Source organism: Caballeronia sp. (genome assembly GCF_049581465.1).
Taxonomy (GTDB): Bacteria; Pseudomonadota; Gammaproteobacteria; order Burkholderiales; family Burkholderiaceae; genus Caballeronia.
Genome location: NZ_JBAUSA010001418.1, coordinates 1 through 5005 on the forward strand (window position 1 = coordinate 1; position 5005 = coordinate 5005).

General features: G+C 59.1%; 5 protein-coding genes. All 5 read left to right on the forward strand.

Annotated elements, in window-relative coordinates; all coding sequences use genetic code 11:
• Positions 1–1230: type VI secretion system baseplate subunit TssF (gene tssF / locus WCA53_RS34305; RefSeq protein WP_423922729.1), on the forward strand; the 1230-nt coding region annotated here is incomplete at its 5' end.
• A 74-nt stretch (positions 1231–1304) separates the two neighbouring features.
• Positions 1305–2273 (forward strand): type VI secretion system baseplate subunit TssG, encoded by a 969-nt coding sequence (gene tssG / locus WCA53_RS34310; RefSeq protein WP_423922743.1) that lies wholly within the window; start codon positions 1305–1307, stop codon positions 2271–2273.
• A 17-nt stretch (positions 2274–2290) separates the two neighbouring features.
• Positions 2291–2944 carry a type VI secretion system lipoprotein TssJ gene (gene tssJ, locus WCA53_RS34315; protein WP_423922732.1) on the forward strand — a complete coding sequence of 218 codons (654 nt, stop codon included), beginning with the start codon at positions 2291–2293 and terminating at the stop codon, positions 2942–2944.
• Between the two features lie 198 nt (positions 2945–3142).
• Entirely contained in the window at positions 3143–4192 is a 1050-nt protein-coding gene (locus WCA53_RS34320; protein WP_423922736.1) for a hypothetical protein, read from the forward strand.
• Between the two features lie 66 nt (positions 4193–4258).
• Positions 4259–5005 (forward strand): LysR family transcriptional regulator (locus tag WCA53_RS34325; protein WP_423922740.1); only part of this gene is annotated, 747 nt, incomplete at its 3' end.

Sequence of the window (5005 nt, forward strand, 5' to 3'; positions counted from 1 at the left end):
GTGGCGCTAAGCCTCTACACCGCGCTGACCGCGGCACCGCTCGCGGTCCATGTTCGCATTCCCGGTTATCCCGCCGACCGGCCGGGACTACCGCAAACCATGCAAGGCCTGCACGTTGAAGCTGCCGGATTCAAGGCGGACGAACGCCTGTGGCCCAAGGCCGACAACGCGTTCGGGGGTTATCAGTTACTGCTTGAATACTTCACGGTCCCCGAGAAATTCATGTTCGTGGATCTCGTGGGACTGGACATGCAATCGATTCCCCAAGCCGCTCCGTACTTCGACGTCGAGATCGTTCTTGCCCAGCCGTACCCCGACGACATGCGCTTCACGGCAGAAAACGTTCGGCTCTTTTGCACGCCGATCATCAACCTGTTCAAGATCCAGGCCGATCCGATCACGGTCTCGCATTTCGAAACCGAGTATCGGGTGCATACGGTGAAGGCGCGCGGTGATTTTGTGGAAGCGTATTCAGTCGACTCGGTCGTCGGTTTTGAAAGCTCAAACGGCTCGCGTTTTGAGTACGCGCCGTTTGCATCGTTTCGTCATCGCGGCGGCATGTTGCGCCATGAGATGCCGGAGCGATACTTTCATACCCGTGCACGACGCGGACCATCCGGGCGGTTCGACACGTGGGTCGTATTGGGCGGACATGCATGGGAAGGCGAGACCACGGTGCCTGAGGAAACGCTATCGCTTTCGGTGACGGGCACCAACGGCATGCTGCCGCGCAAGGGCCTGCGCGAAGCGAGCATCAACCGCACCCGTGGCGGCTTTACGAACGTGGCATCGGTGAGAAACCTCACCGCGCCGACCTTGCCCGTTTATCCGCCGACAGGAGACCGTTTTCATTGGCGCGTGTTGTCCCACCTGGCACCGAACTATCTATCGCTACTCGATGCAGAGATCCTGCGCGGCAGTCTTGCACTCTATGACTGGACCGATGGAGAACTGAACCGGCGGCGTATCGAAGCGATCACTGACGTCAAACATCGCCTCCTGCAAAAGCTCGTCAAGGGTGGTTTGCTGCGCGGCGTGGAAATCGAAGTCACGCTTAACGGCGACAAGTTTGCGGGCGACGGCGATCTTGCATTGTTCGGCGAGATGCTCAATCGCTTCCTCGCGCTGTACGCAACGATGAATATCTATACGAAACTGGTTGTTGTCTCGTTACCGAGTGGACGCCAGACGACGTGGCCCGATAACAAAGCGGAAGGGGCGCCGTTTTGAACGCGCCTCATCGAGAGTTTCCGGTGCTTGAGAACCGCGTGTTGCTGCCCGCTTTGCTGCAAGATGCAACACGCATGAACTTCATGCGCTTTTGTGAGCTGCTTGAACTGGCTGCACCCGATCTGCCGTCGCTCGGCTCAACCGATTCACCGGCAAACGAACCGGTGCGGTTCCGCTCGCGCGCTCGACTCGGATTTCCGAATCGGGAAATCGACGCAGTCGAGTATCACTATGACGACCGATCGAAACCACCGGCGATCCGCACGACGTTCCTCGGGCTGTATGGCGTGGATGCACGCGTGCCCTCGTATTTCATCGATGAAGTCGCGCAGAATCGCGACGGCGCCGAACCGTTGTCGGCCTTCCTGGACTTGTTCCATCATCGGCTCGCGACGCTGTTTTATCGGACGTGGCGCAAGTATCGATTCCCCGTAGGCTTCAAACGAGGTGGCACCGATGACATATCGCGCTGCCTGGTCAGTCTTGTCGGACTAGGCATTGGCAACGCGGGCATCGAGCAGAAAATCGGCACACGCAAGCTGCTGTCGATGCTTGGACTCGCCAGTCAGCGCACGCGCACGGCTGAGGGACTGGCGGGCGTGCTGCAACATGCTGTGCCCGACGCGACGATTACGGTGACCGAGTTTCATCCGGTATGGATTCAGTTAAACGTGTTTGAGGCGACAGCGCTTGGCGAAAACTGCGTGCTGGGGCGTGGCTTCTACGATCGCGGCAATTGCGCGCGCGTCGTGATCGCACCGACAACACCCGAGTCGGTGTTGGGCCTGACACCCGGACGTGAGGTCCATGCCGAGATCATGGCGCTGCTGCGCTTCTATCTCGGGTACGAAGCGAACGCACATCTGGAGATGCATGTCTCGCCCGACCTGATGCCCCGCGCCGAGCTTTCCTCCGATCAACTGTGCCTTGGATATACGACCCAACTCGCTGAACCCAAGCGGCCCTATGGAACCGGCGCCGTCACCCGCGTGCAACTTGGCGGGTGGAACGGTCGAACCGCTAAGACTTACACGACACATTAGAACAATGGAATGCAAACATGAATCCCACGATGATCCGGTTGATCCATCAAACGCGACTCGCCGCCGTGGTGTGCGCAATCCTTACTATCGCGGGCTGTGGTGTGGCCCAGTCCGTGAGAACAGGGACAGTGGACGCGGCGAAATGGGCATTCACCACCCAAGTCAAAACCATGAACCTCGACCTTATGAGCCGGTCGTCGTTGAACACAAGCGGCGCGGGCCAATCGCTGTCGACGGTACTCCGGGTCTATCAAATCAAGACACCGCAGGCATTCGGGCAACTGGACTACGCGCAGTTGCAAGGCAATGATCTGGATGCGCTGCAACCCGATCTGCTAAGCACGACAGACGTCGTGCTACGGCCTAACGCAAACGCCAGCATCAGCGAGCCGATGAACGACGACGCGGAGTACGTCGCTATCGTCGCATTCTTCCGCGACGACGGACGTGATTCGAACTGGAAGCTGGTGGTGCCGAAGAAACAGTGGAAGGCGACCGATCCCGTGAAGGTCGAGGTGCGCGATAACTCGCTGCAACTAGCGGGGATGAATGCGACTGCGGTGAAGCGATACACGTCACAGCCAAGTTCCGCGCCGCCCGACGCATCAAAGCCGGTCAATCAGCGTGCGAAAGGCGCGACCGCGAAGGATGACTGGTTGCAGCCCGGATGACCCTCAACTCTGATCCGAGTGTTGCCTTCACGGCCTCCCGGCGCAGCATTCCTGTGGGTGACCAACTTTTCCTGACTGATCATGATTAAACCCGTAATTGGTAGCACCGGCTTCATCCCGCGTGACCACCGACCTAATGCACCCATGCGTCGCCAGTTGACTAGAAGCGAGATAGATCGGAATTTTTCCCCGATCGGCTTGGCGATCAAGCAAGCGATCATCACCTCCGTGCTGGCCATCGAGCATCGTTTTGACCTGCTGCCGATTCCGGTACGGTATCGGGCTTCGGGCGCGATCGACGCGTGGACTTCCGTTCGACGTCTGGCGGGCAGCGATGGCGCGAAGTTCTCGGCGGCACTAGCTGATCCGCGCGGTGGCGTCATGGACCTGCGACGTGATCTGGATGACCTTGTGACGCGTTGTCTAGGCGACCCGCCGCACGATGAAAGTGAACGTGAGTTTTCCGACATCTACACCCGAAGTGCGATCAGTCAAGCCTTCTGGCTTAGACGCGGAGCGTTGTACGAGCCGACCGCCGCGCTGCATCGTCTGCTTGAAGTAAGCGATATCGCCAGCGACGTCCCGTTGTCGCAGCTGCGCTTGCCTGCGCCTGCTATTTGTATCGTGCCGGAACCGGCGCTGCGGGACCGCCGCGATGGTTTTAAAGCCGTGATGGTGTTCGAGCACTGTGCTCCAAGCGGTTGGGACGAGCACGCGCGATGGCTCACGTTTTGTGTCTGGCCGCATGAGGACTTGCCCCAGCCGCTGCTCGACGTGAAAACCTTAAGTCTCTATGCTGGCGCCGACAGCGGATCGGTCGAACAGGTCTTCACCCACTTGTGTGAGCGTTACGGTTTGGAGGGTGAGGCTCTGGCCTTTTGGCAGCGCGTCCTCGACTACGTAGTTAAGGTTCTGCTTTACCTCTCGCTGGACGTTGCCCCTGTTATTCACGAGCGACCCTATAGCACGGCTCCACGCAAGCCCGCAGCCTTGGGCAAACGCAAACGTCTTGAGCAGGCTGTCGCGAGGGAAAGCCTCTACGACCGCTACGTGGTCGGCCCAGCCGCGCTCCCCGAGCAGTCAGAGCCAAGCAGCAGTGAGGGCAGCGATCGGGAAGTGCGTGCGCACTGGCGGCGAGGACACTTTCGCATGCAAGCCCACGGACCAGCGTCTGCGCAACGCAAGCTAATTTTCGTCATGCCGGTATTGGTTCGGGCTGATCGTCTGGGTGTGGATGCCGCGACATAGGGCTTAAGCCAACGAGCGAGCGAAGCTGTCATCTCTGTGATCGATGTTGCGACTGGAGGGAGATTCATGCGTCGTCTGCCGTCACTCATTGTTTTACGATTTTTTGAAGAAACCGCGCAGCATCCAAGTTTCAATCGAGCCGCCGCGGCGTTGTGCGTCACACAAGGGGCGGTAAGCAGACAGATCAGACTACTTGAAGGATCACTCGGGGTTGACCTGTTTGAACGCGACCATACGGGCATCTGTCTCACATCAGCCCGCATCGCGCTTTTGCCGTGTTTGACGGAAGCGTTCGACATGATTGAACGGGGCACAATTCACCTATCCGCAGAGCGCGAACCCCGACGGCTCGTGGTGTCGTTGCCGCCTACTTTCGCCACTCAGTGGTTCTCACCGAGAGTCGGTCAGCTTTCAGCGCAACTCGCTGGCGTCGACCTATCGCTTCGGACGCAACCAAACGACGGTTGCCACTGTGTCGTGCGGTTCGGGCAGAGCGCACTTGCCACAGGCCAATCAGAGTTGCTTATGGCTGAGCGCAATACGCTGGTAGTCGCGGCGAAGTCTCCTGGCCGAAGCATCCAGTCACTGCTGGGCACGCAGCCAACGCTGCACGTATTGCATGATGAGCGGCGCTTGCCGCTGTGGCGAGACTGGTTAGCTCACGCAAACCTCCCCGTGCACTATGCCAACGGCGGAATAGAGTTCTCAAATTTGGCGCAGGCGATTGAGGCGGTCAGGTGTGGCGTCGGCCTAGCCATCGTCGATCTGAACATGATCACTAGTGAGCTAAACGAAGACATGCTGCGGCGCGTA